The organism is Sphingomonas sp. MJ1 (PH-R8), assembly GCF_048058635.1.
Taxonomy (GTDB): domain Bacteria; phylum Pseudomonadota; class Alphaproteobacteria; order Sphingomonadales; family Sphingomonadaceae; genus Sphingomonas.
Genome location: NZ_JBBEFX010000008.1, coordinates 52,034 through 71,303, shown reverse-complemented (window position 1 = coordinate 71,303; position 19,270 = coordinate 52,034). Strand labels below are relative to the sequence as shown.

21 protein-coding genes are annotated in these 19,270 nt (G+C 71.1%); 10 read left to right on the top strand and 11 right to left on the bottom strand.

What is annotated here, in order from left to right; translation table 11 throughout:
• Positions 1 to 132: 132 nt before the first annotated feature.
• The 3 genes from VPH46_RS08855 to VPH46_RS08845 all read left to right on the top strand — a co-directional run bounded on the left by VPH46_RS08855 (position 133) and on the right by VPH46_RS08845 (position 4,110).
• Positions 133 to 1,677, top strand: coding sequence for an MDR family MFS transporter (locus VPH46_RS08855; protein ID WP_416610565.1), 1,545 nt, complete (start codon positions 133 to 135; stop codon positions 1,675 to 1,677).
• Between the two features lie 72 nt (positions 1,678 to 1,749).
• Positions 1,750 to 3,540, top strand: a complete 1,791-nt coding sequence (locus VPH46_RS08850; protein ID WP_416610563.1) for a DUF885 domain-containing protein — start codon at positions 1,750 to 1,752, stop codon at positions 3,538 to 3,540.
• Between the two features lie 126 nt (positions 3,541 to 3,666).
• Entirely contained in the window at positions 3,667 to 4,110 is a 444-nt protein-coding gene (locus VPH46_RS08845; RefSeq protein WP_416610561.1) for a DMT family transporter, read from the top strand.
• Here the strand turns inward: VPH46_RS08845 and VPH46_RS08840 are convergent.
• The 3 genes from VPH46_RS08840 to VPH46_RS08830 are packed head-to-tail and all read right to left on the bottom strand — an operon-like array spanning position 4,107 to position 6,477.
• Positions 4,107 to 4,994 carry a general secretion pathway protein GspK gene (locus VPH46_RS08840; protein ID WP_416610559.1) on the bottom strand — a complete coding sequence of 296 codons (888 nt, stop codon included), beginning with the start codon at positions 4,992 to 4,994 and terminating at the stop codon, positions 4,107 to 4,109. The two genes, VPH46_RS08845 and VPH46_RS08840, sit on opposite strands and share 4 nt — an antisense overlap.
• Entirely contained in the window at positions 4,991 to 5,536 is a 546-nt protein-coding gene (locus VPH46_RS08835) for a type II secretion system protein GspJ (protein WP_416610557.1), read from the bottom strand. Before VPH46_RS08835 ends, VPH46_RS08840 begins: the two co-directional genes overlap by 4 nt.
• Positions 5,533 to 6,477: an ABC transporter substrate-binding protein gene (locus VPH46_RS08830; protein WP_416610555.1), complete on the bottom strand. Its 945-nt coding sequence runs from the start codon at positions 6,475 to 6,477 to the stop codon at positions 5,533 to 5,535. Before VPH46_RS08830 ends, VPH46_RS08835 begins: the two co-directional genes overlap by 4 nt.
• Before the next feature lie 185 nt (positions 6,478 to 6,662).
• Between VPH46_RS08830 and VPH46_RS08825 the strand changes: the two genes are divergently transcribed.
• Positions 6,663 to 7,295: a hypothetical protein gene (locus tag VPH46_RS08825; RefSeq protein ID WP_416610553.1), complete on the top strand. Its 633-nt coding sequence runs from the start codon at positions 6,663 to 6,665 to the stop codon at positions 7,293 to 7,295.
• A 9-nt stretch (positions 7,296 to 7,304) separates the two neighbouring features.
• On the opposite strand, the gene VPH46_RS08820 is transcribed toward VPH46_RS08825, so the two are convergent.
• The gene (locus VPH46_RS08820) at positions 7,305 to 8,531 is read right to left on the bottom strand and encodes a type II secretion system F family protein (protein ID WP_416610551.1); all 1,227 of its coding nucleotides are present in this window, start codon (positions 8,529 to 8,531) and stop codon (positions 7,305 to 7,307) included.
• 229 nt (positions 8,532 to 8,760) lie between these two features.
• Between VPH46_RS08820 and VPH46_RS08815 the strand changes: the two genes are divergently transcribed.
• Entirely contained in the window at positions 8,761 to 9,777 is a 1,017-nt protein-coding gene (locus VPH46_RS08815; RefSeq protein WP_416610549.1) for a family 43 glycosylhydrolase, read from the top strand.
• Positions 9,778 to 9,954: 177 nt separating this feature from the next.
• Here VPH46_RS08815 and gspE read toward each other — a convergent pair whose 3' ends face one another.
• Genes gspE through gspL form a run of 3 tightly spaced genes read right to left on the bottom strand, consistent with a single transcriptional unit; the run spans position 9,955 to position 13,006 of the window.
• Positions 9,955 to 11,448 carry a type II secretion system ATPase GspE gene (gene gspE / locus VPH46_RS08810; RefSeq protein ID WP_416610547.1) on the bottom strand — a complete coding sequence of 498 codons (1,494 nt, stop codon included), beginning with the start codon at positions 11,446 to 11,448 and terminating at the stop codon, positions 9,955 to 9,957.
• Positions 11,445 to 11,942, bottom strand: a complete 498-nt coding sequence (gspM, locus tag VPH46_RS08805) for a type II secretion system protein GspM (protein WP_416610545.1) — start codon at positions 11,940 to 11,942, stop codon at positions 11,445 to 11,447. The genes gspE and gspM overlap by 4 nt, the downstream gene beginning before the upstream one ends.
• The gene (gspL, locus tag VPH46_RS08800) at positions 11,939 to 13,006 is read right to left on the bottom strand and encodes a type II secretion system protein GspL (protein WP_416610543.1); all 1,068 of its coding nucleotides are present in this window, start codon (positions 13,004 to 13,006) and stop codon (positions 11,939 to 11,941) included. The genes gspM and gspL overlap by 4 nt, the downstream gene beginning before the upstream one ends.
• Before the next feature lie 33 nt (positions 13,007 to 13,039).
• Between gspL and gspG the strand changes: the two genes are divergently transcribed.
• The 5 genes from gspG to gspD are packed head-to-tail and all read left to right on the top strand — an operon-like array spanning position 13,040 to position 17,351.
• On the top strand, positions 13,040 to 13,549 hold the full coding sequence (gspG, locus tag VPH46_RS08795) for a type II secretion system major pseudopilin GspG (protein ID WP_132883447.1): 510 nt from the start codon (positions 13,040 to 13,042) through the stop codon (positions 13,547 to 13,549).
• 58 nt (positions 13,550 to 13,607) lie between these two features.
• Positions 13,608 to 14,117 (top strand): prepilin-type N-terminal cleavage/methylation domain-containing protein, encoded by a 510-nt coding sequence (locus tag VPH46_RS08790; RefSeq protein ID WP_416610541.1) that lies wholly within the window; start codon positions 13,608 to 13,610, stop codon positions 14,115 to 14,117.
• The gene (gene gspI, locus VPH46_RS08785; protein ID WP_416610539.1) at positions 14,114 to 14,479 is read left to right on the top strand and encodes a type II secretion system minor pseudopilin GspI; all 366 of its coding nucleotides are present in this window, start codon (positions 14,114 to 14,116) and stop codon (positions 14,477 to 14,479) included. Before VPH46_RS08790 ends, gspI begins: the two co-directional genes overlap by 4 nt.
• The gene (locus tag VPH46_RS08780) at positions 14,476 to 15,279 is read left to right on the top strand and encodes a type II secretion system protein N (protein WP_416610537.1); all 804 of its coding nucleotides are present in this window, start codon (positions 14,476 to 14,478) and stop codon (positions 15,277 to 15,279) included. The genes gspI and VPH46_RS08780 overlap by 4 nt, the downstream gene beginning before the upstream one ends.
• A gap of 11 nt (positions 15,280 to 15,290) precedes the next feature.
• Complete coding sequence (gene gspD / locus VPH46_RS08775) at positions 15,291 to 17,351, top strand: type II secretion system secretin GspD (RefSeq protein ID WP_416610535.1); 2,061 nt, start codon at positions 15,291 to 15,293, stop codon at positions 17,349 to 17,351.
• On the opposite strand, the gene VPH46_RS08770 is transcribed toward gspD, so the two are convergent.
• The 4 genes from VPH46_RS08770 to VPH46_RS08755 form a co-directional block, all read right to left on the bottom strand.
• Positions 17,345 to 17,764 carry a hypothetical protein gene (locus VPH46_RS08770; protein ID WP_416610533.1) on the bottom strand — a complete coding sequence of 140 codons (420 nt, stop codon included), beginning with the start codon at positions 17,762 to 17,764 and terminating at the stop codon, positions 17,345 to 17,347. The genes gspD and VPH46_RS08770 overlap by 7 nt on opposite strands.
• Positions 17,752 to 18,219, bottom strand: coding sequence for a hypothetical protein (locus VPH46_RS08765; RefSeq protein ID WP_416610531.1), 468 nt, complete (start codon positions 18,217 to 18,219; stop codon positions 17,752 to 17,754). Before VPH46_RS08765 ends, VPH46_RS08770 begins: the two co-directional genes overlap by 13 nt.
• Positions 18,216 to 18,692, bottom strand: a complete 477-nt coding sequence (locus VPH46_RS08760; protein ID WP_416610529.1) for a hypothetical protein — start codon at positions 18,690 to 18,692, stop codon at positions 18,216 to 18,218. Before VPH46_RS08760 ends, VPH46_RS08765 begins: the two co-directional genes overlap by 4 nt.
• Positions 18,693 to 18,864: 172 nt before the next feature.
• On the bottom strand, positions 18,865 to 19,203 hold the full coding sequence (locus tag VPH46_RS08755) for a hypothetical protein (RefSeq protein ID WP_416610527.1): 339 nt from the start codon (positions 19,201 to 19,203) through the stop codon (positions 18,865 to 18,867).
• Positions 19,204 to 19,270: the final 67 nt, after the last annotated feature.

The window sequence follows — 19,270 nt, the reverse complement described above, 5'->3', positions numbered from 1 at the left end:
CCCTGACAATCTCGAACACCGCAGCTCCGACATACCGCTACGGCCATGGTGAAGGTCAAGCGGCAGCCCGCCCGGCGTCTTTGTGCACCCGCAGCATTGCATCGGCGACTCCAGACGCCAAATTGCAGGTTCATGTCTTTGCACCTCCCGCACGGACTCGATCCGCGCAACTTCCTTCGCCCGCGGCGTCGCGGCATCGCTTCCGTCCACTCCGAAGTGCGCGACGGCATCGTGCCGGCGGGCGAGCGAATCGCCGAGACCACCGATCAACAAGGTGGCGCGCCGGCGAGCGCCAACTACCGGACGGTGGCGCTGATCATCGCCTGCGCGATGTTCATGGAGAATCTGGACGCCACCGTGCTCGCGACGGCGCTGCCCACGATGGCACGGGATTTCGGCGTGCGTGCTCCGGAGATGAGCATCGCCCTCACCTCCTATCTGCTCGCGCTCGCCATGTTCATCCCCGCCTCGGGCTTCGTGGCCGATCGCTTCGGTGCCAAGCCCGTGTTCCGCTGGGCGATCGCGGTGTTCGTGCTGGGCTCGCTCGCCTGTGGCCTCGCGCCCAACCTGCCGACCATGGCAGTCGCGCGTTTCCTGCAGGGCGTCGGCGGCGCGATGATGATGCCGGTGGGGCGACTGGTGCTGCTGCGCTCCGTCGCCAAGCGCGACATGGTGTCGGCGATGTCGTGGCTGATCATGCCGGCGCTGATCGGGCCGATCCTGGGCCCGCCGGTGGGCGGCTTCATCGTCACCTATGCCGACTGGCGGTGGATCTTCTGGCTCAACCTGCCCATCGGCATCGTCGGCTTCGCGCTGGTTGGCAAGTTCATCGCCGACATTCGCGAGGGAGAGGCCCAGCCGTTCGATCGAACCGGCTTCCTCCTGTCGGCAGCAGCCCTCGGCTGCCTGCTGCTGGGGTTCGAGATGGTGAGCCGATCGGAAGGGGCTGGTGTCGCGGTGCCGCTGATCGCCGTCGGCGCGGTGACCGGCCTCCTCTATATGCTGCACGCACGCCGCATCGAGCACCCGATCCTCGACCTTTCGCTGATGCGTATTCCCACCTTCCGCTTGTCCGTCCTGGGCGGCTCGTTGGCGCGGATCACCCAGGGTGCGCAGCCGTTCCTCCTGCCGCTGATGATGCAGTTGGGCTTCGGCCTCACCGCCGCGCAGAGCGGCGCAATGACGGTTGCCACCGCGATCGGCTCGTTCGGCATGAAGGGCGTGGCGCGCCGCCTGCTTCATCGCTTCGGCTTTCGCTCGAGCCTCGTGGTGATGGGCGTGCTCGGCACGGCTGCCTATGCGGTCTGCGGCTTGTTTCGCCCGGATTGGCCGCTGCCGGCGATCTTTGCGGTGCTGGTGGTCTCGGGCTTCCTGATGTCGTTCCAGTTCACCGCCTACAACACCATCGCCTATGACGAGATCGACAAGGAGCGGATGAGCGCGGCGACCAGCTTCTACTCGACCTTCCAGCAGCTGATGCTGTCGCTCGGCATCTGTACGGCCAGCGTCGCGCTGCACGTGTCGATGGGCGCGAACGGCCGGGCGAGCCCGAGCTTCCCCGACTTCTCCGCCGCATTCTGGACGGTGACGGCGATCTCGCTGGCGGCACTGCTGGTCAACCTGCGCTTCGACCCGCAGGCGGGCGCCGAGCTGAGCGGCCGGGCGAAGCCGGCGTAATCCGATCCCGCCGCTTGCCGCCGGGCGGTGCGCTGCATAGACCCGAACCACTGGAACTTGTGGGGGTCGTCGATGCGCTCTGGTCTGTTTGCCCTGTTGCTCCTGGCCGGGGCGACGCTGCCCGGCAGCGCGATCGTCGCCAAGCCTGCAGCACCCGCCGCGGCTTCTGCGCAGGACGCGGCGTTCGAGGCGCTGGGCAAGCGCTTCCTGGACGAGATGGCGCGGCTGCGCCCGACTTATGCGACGTATCTGGGCGACCATCGCTTCGACGCAGAGGTCGACGACCTGTCCGCCGCGGGCCGTGGACGCGAGGTAGCGGCGCTGAAGCGTACCCAAGCGGCGCTGGCGCGGATCGATCGCAGCAAGCTCAGCCGCGAGAACCAGGTCGATGCGGCGCTGCTCGCCAACGAGCTCGCCTACCAGCTGTGGACGATCGAGACGCTGAAACCTCACGGATGGGACCCGCAGGGCGCCAACGAGTCCGTCTCCGGAGGACTCTACCTGCTCGCCGCGCGGGATTTCGCGCCGTGGCCGCAGCGGCTGCGGGCGGCGATCGCGCGGATGGAGAAGACGCCGCAGCTGTTCCAGCAGATGCGCGCCAGCCTGGTACCCGCACGCGTGCCGGAGGTGTTCGCCAAGACCGTGGCGCAGCAGAACTCGGGCGTGCTCCAGATCGCGGAGGGCATGCTGGCGCCGCACAAGGGCGAGCTTCCCGCCGCCGACCAGAAGCAGTTCGACGCGGCGCTTGCGACGCTCAAGACGGCGGTCGCCGACCAGCAGAAGTGGCTGGACACGGTGCTGGTGCCGCAGGCGAAGGGAGACTTCCGGCTCGGCGCCGAGCGCTACGACCAGAAGCTGCGCTTTGCGCTGGTGACCGATCTCACCCGCCCCGAGATCAAGGCGCGGGCGCTCAAGGCCAAGGCGGATGCGCGGGCGGAGATGTATGCGATCGCGCGCACCGTTCTGGCGGGCAAGCCCAACGCACCGGCGCTCCCCGCCTCCCCTACGCCCGACCAGCAGCAGAAGGCGATCGAGGCGGCGCTGGAGCTCACCTATGCCAAGCATCCCGCACGGGGCGGCGTGATCGCGGAGGCGACCAAGACGCTCCAGCAGGCGACCGCGTTCGTCCGCGCGAAGAACCTCATCACCGTGCCCGACACGCCCGTCCAGATCATCGAGATGCCCAAGTTCCGCCAGGGCGTGGCCGTCGCCTATTGCGATAGCCCAGGGCCGTTCGAGAAGCAGCTCGGCACCTTCTTTGCCGTGTCGCCGATCCCCGAGGACTGGAGCGACGCGCAGGCGGAATCCTTCCTGCGCGAGTACAACGACTACATGATCCACGACTTGAGCGTGCATGAGGCGATGCCGGGGCATTACCTCCAGATCGCGCACGCCAACGAGTATCCGTCGATGCTGCGCGCGGTGCTCGCCTCCGGACCGTTCATCGAGGGCTGGGCGGTCTATGCCGAGGGGATGATGGCGGACCAGGGCTATTTGAACGGCGATCCGCTGTTCAAGCTCACCGTCCTCAAGATGCGGCTGCGCTCGATCACCAACACGCTGCTCGACATCGGCATCCATACCGAAGGGATGACCGAGGCGCAGGCGATGGAGCTGATGATGCAGGGCGCGTTCCAGCAGGAGCGCGAGGCCGCCGGCAAGTGGACGCGCGCGCGCCTCTCTTCCACCCAGCTGCTGAGCTACTTCGTCGGCTACTCCGAGCATCTGGAACTGCGCGCGGCGGCGGAGAAGCGCGAGGGCGCGGCGTTCGACCTCAAGCGCTACAATGACGCGGTGCTGGCCCACGGCTCCCCGCCGGTGCGCTACGTCCGCGCGCTGATGCTGGGCGAGGCCATTCACTAGGGCGAGTTCGCCTCCTCGGATCATTTGCCGCTGCCGGTGGTTGCTGGCGGACGATCCGAGGGAGAAGCCGATTGCCCGAACCCAGCGCCGCGCCGTTCCTCCCCTGTCTGCGGCAGGGGTAAGGGCGTGTACCTGCTCTTCATCCTGTTCGCGGCCGGGGCTGGCATCACCAGTGCGCTCCAGTCGGGCACCAACAATGCCCTGCAAAAGGCGCTGGGTACGCAGCTGTGGACGGTCTCGATCGTCTCGGTGGTGACGCTGTCCGTGTCGCTGCTGCTGTCGCTGGCAGCGGGCGAGCGGCTGCCGAGCGGCCAGGCGATCGCGCAGGCGCCGTGGTGGTCGTGGACCGGGGGCGTGCTCGGCATCGTGTTCGTGCTGGCGACCGTCTATGCCTCCCCCCGGCTCGGCGCGGGGCTGTTCGTGGCGCTGATCGTCACCGCCTCCACGGTCGCGGCACTGGTGCTCGACCATTACGGCTGGATGGGGTTCGAGGTGCACCAGGCGGGTTTCGGCCGCATCGCCGGCGCGGTGCTGATGATCCTGGGGGTCGCGCTGATCTCGATCTTCTAGGCAGGCGGCTTGCGGGGCAGCACGAAGGCGGGCGCTTCGGGCGGGACGGCGGCGTTGCGCCAGCGGGCGACGGGCACCACCACCGGCCCCTCCTCGCCCTCGCGGCGCTGGATCAGGGTGGCGCCTTGCTGCGCGGTGCCGCCCACCGTGGCACGGGTGCGTACCCAGAAGGTGTTGGAGCGAAGGCCGGCGCCGGGGGGCATGGTCACGCCTTCGTCGGCCAAGTCCTGGAGCGACAGGAACCCCTGGCGGGTACGGGTCGCCACCAGCCGCTCGGCCACGACGGGATCGCCGAACAGCACCGTCATCAGTTCGGGCGAGGCGGCGTTCAGGTTGATCGTCGTGCTGCCCGGCAATGCCGTCGCCAGCCGCTCGAGCCGGTCGGCGAGTTCGGGAGGTATCCCGGAGTAGCGCAGGGGGCGCAGGTCGCTGATCGGGCCATATTCGCGGATCAACCCGACCGCAAAGGCGAGCTGGTCGTCGTCGAACCCGGCCGCGCGGCCGATCTTTGCGAACAGCAGCTGGGCCGAGAGGTCATCCTTGCGCACGGCGTTGACGTTGAAGCGCCCCTCGGCATCCGCGATCGCGAGGTCGAAGCGGCCGCCCTCGATCGGCACGTCGCTGTCGGCGATCGCCCCCCAGGGCTCGCTGGCATAATCGGCATCCGGCGCATCGCGGGCATCCCGGCGGAGCGCCACCAGCGCCGAAGTCTCGCCGCCGCGCACGATCGCGAGCGCACGCGCGGCTTCCCTTGAGCGGATCGCGCGATCGAGCGCGATTTCCTCGCGGCTGATGAGCAGCAGCACGATGCCGCTGGCGATGGCCACGAACATCAGCACGTTGACGAGGATCATCCCCTCGTCGTCAGGCGGACGTCGGTTCATTTCGGCTCGGCCGCCGGAATTGGGAGGGTGACGACGCGGCGGACGGTGCCTGCCATGCCGCTGGGGGCGGAGACCGCGAGCTCGACGGCCACGGCGCGCGGCCAGCTGTCGACCCGCTCCTCGTCGGGAGGCCAGGAGTCGAGCCAGCCGCCGTCGAAATAGCGCCAGCGGGCCGACTGGACGCCGCCGAGCACCCGCTGCGCCCGGCCGTCCACCGTGCGGACGAACACGCCGTTGGCGAGGGTGTAGGTGACGGCGAGTGCGGGGCCACCGAAGCCGCCGGCGGCACGCGAGAAGGCGACCCGGCCGCCGTCCCCCTGCACGCGCCCGCGTGCGAGCTGGTCGAAGTCGCTGGCCACCACGAACATCGCGCGCTGCACCTCGGCAATGCGGTCCAGCCGCTTCTCGGTGCGGCCCTGGACCGAGAGAATGCTGTCGACCAGCGTGACGCCCGCGACGGCGATCAGCGCGAACAGGCCGAGCGAGATCATCAGCTCGATGAGGGTGAAGCCGCCCTCCCCGTGCCGGACGGGCTGAGTCACGCGCCCTGGCTCACCGCCACCTTGGAGTAGCCGTCGCGCCCGGCGAGCAGAATCGCGAAGCTGCGCGCGCAGCTGCCGTCGGTGCGGAAGCGGACGGCACCCGTCGCGCATTGGAAGCCGCTTTCGGCAAGCAGGCCCTCGCGGTTGAGGTTATTGGCGGCACGCAGCTGGCGAGCGATGCCGGCCGCGTCATAGGCGAGCGCCGCGATGGTGCCTGGGCGGCCGCCATTGCGCGCCGCATAGGCCCCGGCAAAGCCCTCGAACGCTTCCGGATCGGGGCTGGCGATCCAGGCGCCTTCAAGCGCGGTGAGCGCTTCGGGGCGATAGTCCACGCCCTGGAAGGTCGCGAGCAGCTGCACGCCGGCATCGCGCAACGCGCGGGCCGCGGCGAGGAGCGTCGTACCGCCACCCGGCACCAAGACCGCATCGGGCGCATCGCCGACCGCAGGCAAGGGCGTCCCGGGGGCGACCGTCACCGTCCGGACCGTCATGCCGAGCTCCGCCTCCATCGCCTTGGCCGCATCGACCGAGGCGACGGACCAGGCGCCGCCGTCGCCGATCACCAGCACGGTCCGCACGCCACGGGAGCGGGCATAGCGCAGGATCGCCTGGGTGCTCTGCGACGCGGTGATGCCGAACAGGAAGGCGCCGCTGTTGCGCAGCGCCATGTCGTTGGAGAAGGCGAGCACCGGCACCTTACCGCCGGCCGCCTGCACCACCGCGGGCACCTCCGCCGCGGTGAGCGGCCCGAGCAGCATGCCGGCCTTCGCCTTCAACGCCAGCCGGACGGCAGCGGCAGCCCCCGCCGGGGTGCCCGCGGTGTCGAACACGCGCAGCATTCCCGTTTCGGCCGGTGCGCCGGATTGCGGAAGCATCGCCGCCTGCTGCATGCTAAGGCCCAGCGCCGCATGGCTGCCGGTCAGCGGCACCAGCAGCGCCACGGGCCGGGTTTCCTTCCGCGCCGCCAGCAAGGGAGCAGCGGCCCATGCCGCAGACGATAGCACTAGGGTCGACCGCAGCAGGCGAAGCGTCTGCCGCCGCGATACTTCCGGAAGGGGCGCGAGCTCAGGCACGGCGGCGCTCTATCGCGTTCGCGGGGTTGGGCATAGCCTCGTTCGCCGTCGCCATGATCGCAACGCTGCCGGCGAGCGCAGTGCTGACCGACCGGCCGTGGCGCAGCGGGGTCGCCGGCACGATCTGGAACGGCGAAGTGGGCGTCGCCGGCGGCAGCAAGGTCGAATGGCAATGGGCGCCGCTCCGCTCGCTCACCTCCCTGGGCTTTGCGGTCGACTGGCGTGCGACGGGGCCGCACACCGACCTGGGCGGCCAGGCGCTGTTCCGCCTGGGGGGCACCGTCCGGCTGGACCGGGTGAGCGGATCCGCCGACGCGACCTTGCTCCAGGCGGTGGCGCCGGACCTGCCCTTCACCTGCGACATGACCATGCAGGTGGAGCTTCCGCGACTGGTGGCCGGCGGCAGCGACCACCAGGCGCAGGCGACGATCCTGTCCGACGCCGGCAGCTGCATGGCAAAGCCGGCGGGCGCCGGAAGCACGGTGCCGGCGATGATCCTGACCGCCGAGCACGTCGGCAGCGAGACGCGCGTCCGCCTGGCACCGCAGACCCAGCGCCGCCAGACGCTGGTGGAGGCGGTGCTGGCCGAGGACGGCGCATATCGGGTGACGCTTACCAGCGACGGCGCGGCGGTGCTGCCGTTCACCGGGTTGCCACCGGGCGTGACGATCGAGAGCCGGCTGTAGGGCAGCGCATCAGATCGTCACGAGATTGTTGAGGTTGATGATCGGCAGCAGGATCGCGAGCACCATCAGCAGCACCAGCCCGCCCATCAGCAGCAGCACCAGCGGCTCGACCAGGGCGACCAGCGTGGCGGTGAGCGCGTCGAGCTCGCGCTCCAGCTCGGTGGCGGCGCGATCCAGCGCGGGGGCAAGCCGGCCGCTCGACTCGCCCGAGGCGACGATCGCGACCAGCATCGACGGGAATGCCTCCGCCTCCGCCATGGCGGCGCGCAGGCTGAGGCCTTCGCGGACGCGATGGGCGACGCCGAGCGCCTTGTCGCGCACCCAGCGGTTGGGGGTGACGGCGGCGGCGGCGTGGAGCGCCTCCACCAGCGGCACCGCGCTGCCGACCAGGGTCGCGAGGCTGCCGGCGAAGCGCGCGGCATTGTGCTGGCGGCTGAAGCGGCGGAAGGGCCGCCGTTCGGACAGGAAACGATCGACGCGAAGCCGGTTGGCGGGCACCTTTGCCCAGCGGCCGGCAATGAGCCCCAGCACTAGGGCCGCGACGGCGACATAGAGGCCGTAGTTCTGGATGAAGGCGGACAGTGCGATCAGCGCGCGGGTGAGGAACGGCAGCTCGGCGCCGCGCGACACGAACACGCGCACGATGTCCGGCACGACATAGACCATCAGCAGCACCATCATCCCGAAGGAGACGGCGGCGAGCAGCGCGGGATAGAGCAGCGCGAGCTGGAGCTTCTGCCCGTTGGCGTGGCGCGTCTCGACGAAGGCGGCGAGATGGTTGAGCACGTCCGTCAACCGTCCGGACTGTTCGCCGGCCGCGACGGAAGCGGTGTAGAAGCCGGGAAAGGCGCGCGGGTGCTTCGAGAGAGCCGCGGCGAAGCTGCGGCCGTCGAGGATCGCCGAGCGGACGTCGAGCAACAGCGCGCTCACCGCCGCCTGTTCGGCCTGCCCGGCTACCAGGCGCAGCGACTCCTCGATCGAGACATCGGAGCCGACCAGGGTCGCGATCTGGCGGGTGATGGTGGCGAGCTGGCGCGGGGTAATGCCGCGCCGACGGAGCGAGGGCAGCCGCAGCGTTCCCAGCGAGGCGCGCTTCTCCCCCGCGACCTCCACCGACAGCGGCAACAGGGACTGATCGCGCAGCATCGCGCGGGCCGCAGCGGGGCTCGACGCCTCGATGATCCCCTTGCGGGTGGCGCCGCCACGATCGGCGGCGCGATAGGCATAGGCGGTCATGCGAGGCTTTCGGGAGCGCGGAAGTTGAGGAAGTTGAGGCTCAAACGCACTTCTGCCTCAACCATGTCAGCACCGTGACACAGGCGGCGAGCGGACAAGGGGGCGAGGAGAGGCATCGTCGGCCACGAAAGCACAGGCGCGCGGCGTAGGACAGGGGCAAGCGCACTGTCCTCTTGAGCATCACGCCGAACTGCCGCCATACAGCAGATAAATATGAGGAGAGAGGTTGATGCGCGCGTTCCGGTGGATCCTGCCTGCCCTGGCTTCGGCCACCCTGGTGTCGGAAGCGGGGGTGGCGCGCACCCCGGCCGGCGGCGCGGCGGCGCGGGTGGCGATCAACCCGCTGCTCCCCGGCGGACCGGACCCTTGGATCGTCCGGCAAGGCGACACCTATTACTACATGGCGACGCTGGGCGACCGGCTGGCGATCCGGGCGACGCGCGACCTTTCCCGGCTGGCTGAGGCGAAGGAAACGGTGGTGTGGCGGCCGCCGGTGACCGGCCCCAATGCCCAGTCGATCTGGGCGCCCGAGCTGCACCGCATCGATGGCAAATGGTACATCTATTATACCGCAGCAGCAGCTGGGCATGACGACGACGCGCATCGCGGCGTGTTCGTGCTGGAGAATGCGAGTGCCGACCCGCTGACGGGCACGTGGATCGACCGCGGCCGCGTCGCGACCGCACAGCCGGGGATCGACGGCACCACCTTCGAGCATCGCGGCAAACGCTATTTCGTCTATTCGCCTTATGTCGGGAGCGAGAGCGACCTGGCGATCGTCGCCATGACGAACCCGTGGACGGTGACGGGGCCGGAGACGATCCTCGCGCGGCCGGACCGCGCGTGGGAACGGCAGGGCGGGCGGCAGATCCTGGAGGGGCCAGCGTTCCTGAAGGGGCCGAAGGGCGACCTGTTCCTCGCCTATTCGGGCAGCGCCTGCTGGTCGGACGGATATGCGGTGGGGCTGGTGCGTGCGCCGGCCGGTGCGGATCCGCTGAAGGCATCGTCCTGGACCAAGGCGGCGGAGCCGATCCTGAAGACCACACCCTCGGCCGGGGTGTACGCGCCGGGGCACAATGGGTTCTTCACGGGCAAGGATGGGTCGACCTGGATGGTCTACCACGCCAACACCGCTGCCGAGATGGGCTGCACCGGCAAGCGTGCGCCGCACATCCAGCGGGTGACGTTCGATGCCAGCGGCGCGCCGGCGCTGCCGACGCTGGAGCGGGAGGCGGTGGTGCCGTGACGCAGGACGATTTGGAACCGAGACCGTTCGTGCTGAGTAGGGGCTGAGCCTGCCGAAGACCCGTATCGAAGCACCGCCGACGGTCCTTCGATACGCCATTTCGACTTCGCTCAATGGCTACTCAGGACGAACGGGTCTGGCGAACCCCCTGGGACACCGCTCCTCAGCGGCAGCGGCTCACCCCTCGTCGCGGACGACGCGGGCGACTTCCTCGACCGTGGTGATGCCGGCGCGGACCTTGGCGGCGCCGTCGTCGAGCATGGAGGGGTTGTCGCGGCGGGCGGCGCGCTCGAGTTCGGCCTCCGATGCACCGTCGTGGATCAGCGCCTGGAAGGCGTCGTCCACCGCGACCACTTCGTAGAGGCCGGCGCGGCCGGTGTAGCCGTCGCCGTGACAGGCGTCGCAGCCGTTCGCGCGCCACAGCGGCTCGCCGACTGCGATGGCGCCGCCCATCAGCAGCGCGTCGCCCTCAGTCGCCACGTCCTCGCGCCGGCACTCGGGGCAGAGCTTGCGGACGAGCCGCTGCGCGACCAGGCCCACGACCATCGGGGCCAGCAGATAGCGCTCGACCCCCATGTCGATCAGGCGGGTGACCGAGCCGACCGCGGAGTTGGTGTGCAGCGTCGACAGCACGAAGTGACCGGTCATCGACGAGCGGACAGCCACCTGGGCGGTCTCCTGGTCGCGGATCTCGCCGACCATGATGACGTCGGGGTCCTGGCGCAGGATCGCGCGCAGCCCACGCGCGAAGGTCAGGTCGGTGCGCGGATTGACCTGGGTCTGGCCGATGCCGGGCAGCTCATATTCGATCGGATCCTCGACCGTCATGATGTTGCGGCGGCGGTCGTTGAGGCGGGTGAGCGCGGTGTAAAGCGTGGTCGTCTTGCCCGAGCCGGTCGGGCCGGTGACGAGCAGCATGCCGTGCGGGCGCTCCAGCAGGCGGGTGAAGACGGTGACGTCGCGGTCCGACATGCCCAGACTCGGCAGGTCGAGCCGCAGCCCGCCACGCTCGAGCAGGCGCAGCACCACGCGCTCACCATGCTGGGTGGGGATGGTCGAGACGCGCGCGTCGACGTCGTGGCCGCCGATGCGCAGCGTCACGCGACCGTCCTGGGGCACGCGCTTTTCGGCGATGTCGAGCTTGGCCATCACCTTGATGCGGCTGACCAGCAGCGGCGCGAGCGCACGCTGCGGCTCGACGATGTCGCGCAGCACGCCGTCGATGCGGAAGCGGACGACGAGGCGCTTTTCCTGCGTCTCGACATGCACGTCCGACGCGCGCTCCTTCACCGCTTCGAGCAGCAGCGCGTTGATGAGGCGGATGACTGGCGAGTCGTCGCGGCTGTCGAGGAGGTCGTCGACGGACGCCGCGCTGTCGGCGAGGGCGGCCAGGTCCTGTTCCGCAAGTTCGATGTCGGCGGCGGTGGTCGCACTGCTGCCGCCATAGGCCTGGGCGAGCGCCGCCTCGAATGCGTCGTCGGCGACGGGCACGAACGGGACGCCGGGGGCGATGCGCTGGACCTCCAGCAGCGCGTCGAGCGGCGCGCTGGTGCGGTGGAGGCACTCGACGCCCGTGCTGCCCGGCCGCAGCAGCACGCCGGCACGGCGGGCATAGCCATAAGGGAGCCGCTCGGCAGGCGCGTCCTCAATCAGGAGCAGCGTGTCGGTCATGCGCCGAACTCCACGGTGGCCGAGACATGGCCGGGGGCGGTGCCGCGCACGATCGACACCTGGCGGATACCGAGCGTGGTGGTGCGCGCGACGTCGTCGATCCAGCGGATCACGCCGTCATAGGCGCCGTCGGCGACGGTGACGCGATAGCCACCGGTGACCATCGGCACCGTCTGGACGGCCAGCCCGGCGCGACCGGCGGCGGCGGTGATCGCGGCATCGGGCGGGCCGGCGGCGAGCGGCTGCACCGGCGGCAGCGTGCCGGCCGCACGGATGCGGGCGTTCAGCGTCTCGAACTGGCGGATGTCGGCGCGGGCGTCGGCGCGCGCTGCCTGAATGGGCTTCACCACGCCATAGACGGCGACCAGCAGCACCAGCAGCGCCGCAAGGCTGCCGACCAGCTTTCGTTCCCGCTGGCTGAGATTGCTCCACCACGCGTCGAAGCGGGCAAGCCCTGCCTCCAGTCGCGAGCGTCCGGGCAGCCGCACGATCATGCGCCGGCCGCCGTCACGCGGATGCCGCCCGCGGGATCGGGGGTGACCGTCGCGTCGATCCGGGCACCGCTGAGCGCCGCACGAAGCCGGTCGGCGGCGCCCACCTCGCCCGCGTCGAGATCCACCACCAGCCGGTTGCCGCTCCATTGCATCGAGCGCACGACGATGGCGGGCCCCATGGGGGCGAGCGCGGCCGAGACTCGGGCGAGTGCGGGAACGAATCGGTTGTCGCCGGTGGCGCGCGGGAGCCGATCGGTGATGCTGCCGGGCAGGTCCTCCGCCTGGGCGAGATCGGGTGCGGCGGTGGCGAGCAGGGTCCGCGTCTCCGCCTCGCGCCGGTCGGCGATCGCGCGGAGCATCAGCGTGTCGGCGGCGGCGATGACGCCGTGCGCGACCAGCGCGGCGAGCCCGACCATCGCGAGCTTGCGCACGAACGCCGATCCGGTGCGGCGACGTGCGTAGCGGCCCTGGCGCAGATCGAGGGCGGGCACCGCGAGCGTCATGCCGAGCGGCTGCGGCACCGCCGCCTGCGCGACGATCGGCTGGGCGAGCGGATCGCGGAACGTGGTGACCTCGGGCCGGGCGGCGGCTTGCCAGGCGGCGGGCAGCAGCGCGGCGGGCACCGCAAAGCCGGTGCCGTCCCCTGCCCGCACGACCGCGCGGCCTTCGCGCTGCGCGACGTTCCACGCGCCCTCGACCGGGCGCGGCAGCGACAGCGCATCGGGCACCAGCGCCGCATCGCCGAGGCCGTTCACGTCCGCCAGCGTGACCCACTCGGCCATGACGCTGTGCCGCACGACCGCGACCAGATAGCGCTGCGGCGCCAGCATCTCCCCGATCGCCAGGTGCACCGAATCGAGCGGGTCGGCGATGCGATCCTCGACCGCGAAGGGCAGTGCTTCCAACCGCTGGGCGCGCGTGGCGAGCGGCAGGTCGACGGCGAGCAGCAGCAGACGCTCGGAAGGCACCAGCAAGGTTGCGGGTCCCTCGGCATCGGCTATGATCGGGCGTTCGCCCTCAAGCGTCCACACGCCGGCAGCGGGGCCGGCCGGAGGGACAGTCATATTTGAGTCATCAGGCGAACGCATGGGGCCGGGATGCGCATCTTTTCACAACAGTTTCATGACAGCGTGACGGGCACCGTGGCAGCCCGGACGAAAAGCCGCAAGCCGCGCGTGCGTGCTGTCCCCGCCTCGCAGGCGGGCCTGACGCTGGTCGAGATGATCGTGGTGCTGGCGATCATCGCGATCGTCGCGGCCCTGATCGTCCCCAACGTCATCAGCCGCCCGGACCAGGCGCGTGTCACCACCGCCAATACCGACATCAAGAGCATCTCCGCGGCGCTCAAGATGTATCGGCTCGACAACGGCGACTATCCGACGACGCAGCAGGGGCTGAAGGCGCTGGTGGAGCGGCCGAGCACCCCGCCGGTCCCGAGCAGCTGGGCGCCGGGCGGCTATCTCTCCGACATGCCGGTGGATCCGTGGGGCAACCCCTATGCCTATAGCTCGGCCGGCAACGGCAGCTTCGAGCTGAAGTCGCTCGGCAAGGATGGAAAGCCCGGCGGCGAGGATCTGGACGCCGACATCGACGGCAAGCGTCCCTGACATGATGCCGCCCGCCCGGGTCGCGGGCACCATTCCGGCCGTCCCTTCGCGCGGTTGCGTGCGGAATCCTGCGCCTGCGCAGGAAGGCAAGCGGCGCGCGGGCGAGGCTGGCATGACGCTGGTCGAGATGCTGGTGGTGCTCGCGATCCTGGGGGTGGCGGCGGGGGCCGTCACGCTCGGCATCGGGGCTGCCACGCGCGCGCCCACCGTCGAGACCGAGGCGCGGCGCCTGGCGACGCAGCTGCAGGCGGCGGCGGACGACGCGATGCTGGGGGATCGTGCGATCGCCTTTACCGCAGGCGAGCATGGCTATGGCTTTGCGACCCTGAACGCGAAGGGTGGTTGGACGCCGCGCGCGGGCGCCGGCATGGCATTCCACCCGCTGCCGGGCGGCATGGTGATGGCGCTGTCGGCGCGGCCGCCGGTGCTGCTGGGCGTCGATGGCACCGGCCAGCCGCTCACCGCCGAGATCAGCGCGGGCGGGGATCGCTGGATCGTCACCTATGACGGAATGACGGCAGAGGCCGTGCACGCGCCCGCCGACCCCGCAAAGGCGGCGGCAGCATGACGGCGCACCCGGCCGAGGCGGGATTTTCGCTGATCGAGGCGCTGGTCGCGCTCGTAGTGCTGGCGATCGCGACCGTCGGGCTGATCGGCGCGGTCGAACAGCACATCGATTCGACCCGCGGGATCGAGCGGCGCACGATCGCCATGCTGATCGCCGAGAACCGGCTGGCGGAGCTGGAGGTCGGCGCGCCCGAGGCGGATGCGCGCGACGTGGAGATGCTGGGCCGCCGCTGGCAGGTGGCAATCGCGCGGCGCAGCACCGACGATCCCGCGCTCGACCGGGTGCGCATCGCCGTCTCGGCAGCGGGCGAGGAAAGGCCGCTTGCGCAGCTCGACGGCTTCCTGGAAGGACGCGGATCATGAGGATGCCGCCCGCGCTGACGCCGCGCCAGAAACGCCGGACGCTCGACCTGGCGATCGCGCTGGCGATCATATCCGTGGCGTTCGCGCTGGCCGGCCTGGTGTGGCGCATGGCAGGGCATGCCGGCACCGGCGCGGTGACGGTGCCGAGCGAAGGGCGCGCGCGCCCGTCCGCCGTCAGCGACCTGGGGCCGCTGCTCGGCTGGGCTCCGTTCGGCCAGGCGACAGTAGGCGAGCCTACGCAGAAGACGGGCATCCAGGCCGAGCTGAAGGGGCTGATCTTCACCGTCCCGGCCGAGCAGGCGGTGGCGTTCGTAGCCATCGGCTCCGAGCCGGCGCGCGCCTATCACGTCGGGGACACGCTGGCGGGCTTGAGGATCGAGGGCATCCAGCGCGATCGCATCCTGCTGAACAACGGCGGCCGCATCGAATATCTGGGCTTCCCCGATCCTTCGGTGCTGACGGGTGCGGCTGCCCAACCGGGCGGCGGTACCGCCGCTGCCGCTCCCGGCTCCGCGCCAATGTCCGCCGCGCCGCAGCCCGCGCCTCCCGCGGCGCCGCTGCCCGCAGCCTCCGCGCTAATCGACCGGCTGGGCGCGACCCAGGTCCCCGGCGGCTATGCGATCGGTGCGAACGCGCCGCCGGGCATGCGGGCGGGCGACGTCGTCCAGTCGATCAACGGCGTCGCGCTCAGCGACCCGGCAGCGGCCGACGCCGCGCTAGCCGGTGCCGGCACCGGCCCGGCCCAGGTCACCATCCTTCGCGACGGCAAGCCGATTACCGTCACCATACCGATCCGTTAGGTCAAAGCATCGTGCCGCATCCGATCCGTATTCCTCTCCTTGCGCTCTGCCTCTCCGCGACCGCGCTCCAACCGCTCGCCGCGCAGACTGCGCCCGCGGGCGACATCGTCGTCAACATGCGCGGCGTGGAAATCGCCGACGTCGCCGAGCAGATCAGCCGGCTGACCGGGCGCACGCTGATCCTGGACCCGACCGTGAAGGGCCAGGTCACCGTCACGTCGGCGGAGCCGCTGTCCCCGGCGGGCGTGTGGGAGCTGTTCCAGTCGGTGCTGCGCGCCAACGGCTTTGCCGCGGTGCGATCGGGCGGCGCCTGGCGGATCGTGCCGGCGGCCAATGCGGTGCGCGACGGCGGCGTACGCGGCGGCGGCGGCCAGGCGCTGGTGACGCGCATGGTCCGGCTGGCGAACGTTCCCTCGGCGGACGCCGCGCGCATCGTCCGTCCGCTGGTCGCGAGCTTCGGCAGCGTGGAGCCGCTGTCGGCGCCGAATGCGATCGTCGTCACCGACTATGCCGACAATGTCGCGCGGATCGAGGCGCTGGCACGTTCGCTGGACGGCGGCGGCGGTTCGAGCTTTGCGACCATCCCCTTGCAGAACGGCAATGCCAGCGATGTCGCGCAGGCGATGCAGGGCGTGCTGGGCGATGCCGCCGGCGGCACCGGCGCGCGCGTGGCGGCCGACCCGCGGAGCAACACCATCGTGGTGCGCGGCACCCCGGCGGCGGTGGCGGAGGCGCGGCGGATCGCACATGCGCTCGATGCACCGGGCGGCGCCACGCCGGTCACGCGCGTCTTCCGGCTGAACCATGCCGATGCCGAGGCGGTGACCGAGGTGCTGCGCGGCATCCTGGGCCAGGAAGCGAGCGCGTCCAATCCGGTCGCGCGCAGCCTCTCCTCCCGCCCCCGCGCCGGAAGCGGGGCGCAGAGCCCGACGGCGGCGCTGTCGAGCCTGATCAGCGGCAACGCCGCCGCACAGGCAGCAGCGGCAGGGAGCACCACGGCCGGCCTGTCCGGCGGCAGCAGCGGCGGCGCGATGGGCGAGCAGGCGCCGACCCCGCAGGGCTTTTCGACACCGGACCTGACGGTGCAGCCGGCCCCCGACATCAACGCGCTGGTGGTGCGCGGCACGCCGACGGCGGTGGCGCAGATCGACCGGCTGATCCCCGACCTGGACGTGCGGCGGCCGCAGGTGCTGATCGAGGCGGCGATCGCCGAGATCGTCGGCGATGACGCGGAGCGGCTGGCGGTGCAGCTGGGCACCGGTGGCGCCGCGCTGACGTCGGTCACGGGTGGCGGCACTTCGTTCAACGGCCCCGGCGGCTCGACTCCGCTATCGCAGATCCTGCAGACGCTGGGCGTGCCCGCGGCCGGGCTGCTCGGCAACGGCCTGACCGCCAACATCGGCATCGGCGACGATTTCTCGATCCTGGTGCAGGCGCTGGGCACGTCCTCCAAGGCGAACCTGCTCTCCACCCCGCAGATCACCACGCTCGACAACAAGATGGGCGAGATCGTGGTGGCGCAGGAAGTGCCGTTCATCACCGGATCGATCCTGACGGACACGACCAACGCCAACCCCTATACGTCGATCGAGCGCCGGGACGTCGGCATCACCTTGCGCGTCCTGCCGCGGATCAACGCGGGCGACACGATCCGGCTGGAGGTGGCGCAGGAGGCGTCGTCGATCTCGCCGACGCAGCTGCAGGCGGCGGCCGACATCATCACCAACAAGCGCATGATCAACACGACCGTGCTGGCGGAAAACGGCCAGACCATCGTGCTGGGAGGCCTGACCGCCGACGACTACAACCGGCTGAAGAGCCAGGTGCCGATCCTGGGCGACATCCCGGTGCTGGGCGAGCTGTTCAAGAGCCGCCAGGAACAGCGCACCAAGCGCACGCTGTTCATTTTCCTGAAGCCGACGATCCTGCGCGACGGCGCGACGGCAGCGGCGGAGACACAGGCGCGGTACGACCGGCTGCGCGGCGACGAAGCGCAACTGGGCGAGAAGCGCAGCCTGTTGCTCGATCCGCCGCGGCCGCGCCTGTCGGTGGAAATCGACGGGATCTACTGAGGCGGGTCTTCGCCCGGCATCGGCACCCGCGCACGCTGGCCGCCGCGGGTGAAATAGGCGGCGTCGGCGGCGAGGGATTCGAGCCGCCAGCCGTCGACGCTCTCGCCCGGCGCGAGCGTGCGCGTGCTCCCGTCGGCGGTGCGAACGAGCGCGACCGCGTCGTGCATCAGCCGCCCGACCACACCCACCAGCGCGGGCGCATCCTCGGCAGCCGGCGCCTCTTGCCCGCCGGCTGCGAACAGGGGCCGAGTGAAGGCGGCGGCGAGTGGCGGCGCTTCCGGCGGTGCTGCGAGCGGCGGCAAGGCGCCCGGCTGCGCCTCCGATGCGTGGGGCGGCGTCAGCAGCAGCGCCGGCATCGCGCCGACAAGCAGCGCGGCGGGCAGCAGCAGCCAGCGGGGGCTCAGCCGCGCCATGGCATCATCAACTGTGCGTCGAGACGGATGCTGCCGCCTTCCCCGGCCTCCACCCGCCAGCCGGCGAAGCGGGCGAGCGGACGCCCGCGTTCGGCGCGATCGGCAAAGGCGAGCACCGCTTTCTCCGGGCCCGAGAGGCGCAGGTCGAGCAGGACGACGCCGGGAGGCGGGGCAGCGGCAGGGGTGATGCCCTCGACCAGCAGGCCGGCGGCGGTGGCAGCGGCGCGCAGCTGGCCGGCCGCCCGGCGCGTGGCGGTCGCACGATCGGGCGCGGCGAGCGCTAACTCGGGCGCGATCGGCGCCGGGGGCGGCGGTGCGTGGAGCGCGACGGCCAAGCGGCTGCGGGTCTCTCGCGCATCCGCCAGGCGATCGAGCGTCGCCGCCATCGGGATGCAGAACGCCGCCGCCATCAGGAGCCCCGCCACGACCGCCGCTGCCCAGAGCCGCGTGGTCATTGCGGACGCCCCCGCAGGGTCACGCGCATGACCGCTTCGTCGCGCTGCTGCCCCGCCTCCCGCAGCTGCGCCAGCACCGGCTCCCGGCGGAGGGCGTCGCGAAGCGCGTCGGGATCCGCGGTGAGGATCGCCACCTCCAGCGTACCGTCGGGATCGCTGGATACCCGTGCCAGGCGGTCCTCGGCAGGAAGCGTCGTCGCCAGACGCTCGAGGGTGCTGCCCAGCGTCGGGCGATCGAGCAGTGGCGCCCAGGCGGCACGGGTCCCGGCAGCGGCGCGGGCGCGGGCGAGCAACGGTTCGGCGGCGGGTGCGAGGGCCGCGACATCGGCGCGGGCGCGGTGTTCGAGGACGGCGGCACAGGCCCAGGTCAACGCGGGGCCGAGCGCCAGCAGCAGCGCCAGGACGCCCGGCCAGCGAAGATCCTGGGCGACGACGCGATCCGAGGATGCGGTCCTAGTCTTCCGGGACCGCACACGCGGGGCTTCGGCAGCGGAAGGGGGCTCGCGGCGGGGCGCAGTCGCCTTCGCCCGCGCTGCCGAGAGCGCCCGCGCCATCAGACTCGGCGGATTTCCGGGACGGGAGGGCGGCGCGGCCATGGGATCGCCCCTAGCTGCGCCGCACCGGTAAGTCACCCGTTGGGCGCGCTCACTTGCGCGTCATGCTGGTGACCTTGGCCATCCCGTCGGGGGTGAAGGCGATGATGTGCCTGGAGCCGTCGGTGCAGGTGGCGGTCCAGGTCGCCTGTGCATCGCCCGAGCGTTCGGAGGCGGTGACGCCCTGGCACGGCAGCCCTGCGTCGCGGATCGCGCGGATGAACACGCCGTTGCGCTGTCCTTCCGAAAGCGCGGCGACCTTGGCGTCCAGCTGCTGGGTGGCCTCGGCCGTTGCGCCGTTTTCGGCAGCGGTCGGCTGGGGCTCGCTGTTGCCGCCGCATGCGGCGAGCGCCAGGGCGAGCGCGGGAACGATCAGGGTCGGAAAGCGCATCGGAATAGACCTCCTCTGGTGCCGCGGGCGGCGGCTCTCCTGACAAAGCGCGTGCCGCCCGCGCGGT

Bases quoted from the DNA above. Each gene is read 5' to 3' on its own strand.
- VPH46_RS08855 (WP_416610565.1), top strand. From the start codon at position 133: ATGTCTTTGCACCTCCCGCACGGACTCGATCCGCGCAACTTCCTTCGC.
- VPH46_RS08850 (WP_416610563.1), top strand. From the start codon at position 1,750: ATGCGCTCTGGTCTGTTTGCCCTGTTGCTCCTGGCCGGGGCGACGCTG.
- VPH46_RS08840 (WP_416610559.1), bottom strand. From the start codon at position 4,994: ATGAACCGACGTCCGCCTGACGACGAGGGGATGATCCTCGTCAACGTG.
- VPH46_RS08825 (WP_416610553.1), top strand. From the start codon at position 6,663: ATGATCGCAACGCTGCCGGCGAGCGCAGTGCTGACCGACCGGCCGTGG.
- VPH46_RS08820 (WP_416610551.1), bottom strand. From the start codon at position 8,531: ATGACCGCCTATGCCTATCGCGCCGCCGATCGTGGCGGCGCCACCCGC.
- VPH46_RS08815 (WP_416610549.1), top strand. From the start codon at position 8,761: ATGCGCGCGTTCCGGTGGATCCTGCCTGCCCTGGCTTCGGCCACCCTG.
- gspE (WP_416610547.1), bottom strand. From the start codon at position 11,448: ATGACCGACACGCTGCTCCTGATTGAGGACGCGCCTGCCGAGCGGCTC.
- gspM (WP_416610545.1), bottom strand. From the start codon at position 11,942: ATGATCGTGCGGCTGCCCGGACGCTCGCGACTGGAGGCAGGGCTTGCC.
- gspL (WP_416610543.1), bottom strand. From the start codon at position 13,006: ATGACTGTCCCTCCGGCCGGCCCCGCTGCCGGCGTGTGGACGCTTGAG.
- gspG (WP_132883447.1), top strand. From the start codon at position 13,040: ATGCGCATCTTTTCACAACAGTTTCATGACAGCGTGACGGGCACCGTG.
- gspI (WP_416610539.1), top strand. From the start codon at position 14,114: ATGACGGCGCACCCGGCCGAGGCGGGATTTTCGCTGATCGAGGCGCTG.
- VPH46_RS08780 (WP_416610537.1), top strand. From the start codon at position 14,476: ATGAGGATGCCGCCCGCGCTGACGCCGCGCCAGAAACGCCGGACGCTC.
- VPH46_RS08770 (WP_416610533.1), bottom strand. From the start codon at position 17,764: ATGGCGCGGCTGAGCCCCCGCTGGCTGCTGCTGCCCGCCGCGCTGCTT.
- VPH46_RS08765 (WP_416610531.1), bottom strand. From the start codon at position 18,219: ATGACCACGCGGCTCTGGGCAGCGGCGGTCGTGGCGGGGCTCCTGATG.
- VPH46_RS08755 (WP_416610527.1), bottom strand. From the start codon at position 19,203: ATGCGCTTTCCGACCCTGATCGTTCCCGCGCTCGCCCTGGCGCTCGCC.